This is a genomic window from Caulobacter sp. P1_B12_2 (assembly GCF_056406675.1).
On the sequence record NZ_JBFTZS010000746.1, the window covers coordinates 1 to 1,220 of the forward strand.

Below are 1,220 nucleotides of genomic sequence, written 5' to 3' on the forward strand. Positions count from 1 at the left end.
CCGGCGCGCCAAGGCGCTTCACCGTCGGCTGAGCCAGGGTTTCCCGCCACAAGGGCGGGAATGACGGATTAAGTTGGAGGACCTCACTGTCGGTCGAACAGCAGAAAAGGCTGGATATCGATCCGTCCTACCCCTTCCTGAACCCCCGCAGCACATTGGCCTCGGTGCTCAGCTGCAGCGTCGCGTAGTCGATGCGGGCCGTGTCGGAGAACAGCAGGTAGTAGTATTTCATCTGCTCGGACCACCAGTAGCCGGGGCAGTTGTCGCCCTGGGTCATCGGGCGGGTGGTGATGTCCTTCAGCGCCGTGTAGCCGAAGGCGGCGCGGCTGGTGGCCTTCATCTGGCGATAGTGGATGGCGGCCAGCTTGCGGTAGCGGACGTCGCGGCCCTCCAGCCACAGGTTCAGGCAGGCGTCGGGATATTCCGGGCGCAGGCCGGTGTGCTTGCGGCGCGGCTGGCGGRTGGTGACGTCGATCGATTCCGGGATCACCCCGAACGTCGCCTGAAGTTCGGTGAACGAGGCCAGGTAGTCGTCGCCCTGGGCCTTGCGGCCGACCTGGCCCAGCAGGCCGGCATAGTAGGCGGCCAGCTCGCTCTGGGCCGTCCCGGTCACCGCCCCGGTCTCGAAATCGACCATCGGGAACCACAGGCGGCCGTCATAGCGCTTGGCCTGGTGGGCCAGCTGAGCGTCCACGCACTCGATCGCCCAGCGCTTGCAGTCGGCGTCGCCGAACAGTTCCCAGGCGTCCCACAGGTACTCGTAGAAACTGTCGGCATAGACGTCGATGCTGGCGTTGCGGCTGGTGAAGTCGCCGGTCGTCGCATGGATGTTGGCGGCCATCAGGCCGATCTTCGAGCGGCGATCCAGGGCGTGGCGCATGGCCCGCTTGGCCATGTCGAAATATTTGCGGTCGCCGGTCAGCTGGCTCAGCACGCCGAACTCCGACAGGTAGGTGCCGATCTCGGCCAGGTTGGTCTCGGGATCGCTGACCGCGCCGGTGCGCAGGTTCACATAGCGCCAGGGCAGGCCGTGCGGCGAGGCCTCGAAGGCCTTGGTCAGGCGGTCCGCCAGGTCCTTGGCCTTGGCCAGCAGCACGGGATCGCCGCACGCCAGGTGGGCCGACAGCAGGCCGCCGACCAGGCGGATATTGGTCTCGAAGACTTGCGCATTGCCGTCGACGTCGAAGTTCAGGTTCGCCTTGACCCAGTCGACCCCGGCC

The 1,220-nt window shown here is 66.4% G+C and carries 1 protein-coding gene; it reads right to left on the minus strand.

All coding sequences use genetic code 11. The annotated features are described in order from the left end of the window. Positions 1 to 127: 127 nt before the first annotated feature. On the minus strand, positions 128 to 1,220 hold a 1,093-nt coding region (locus AC1DZ6_RS25460), incomplete at its 5' end, for a glycoside hydrolase family 47 protein (RefSeq protein WP_477099867.1).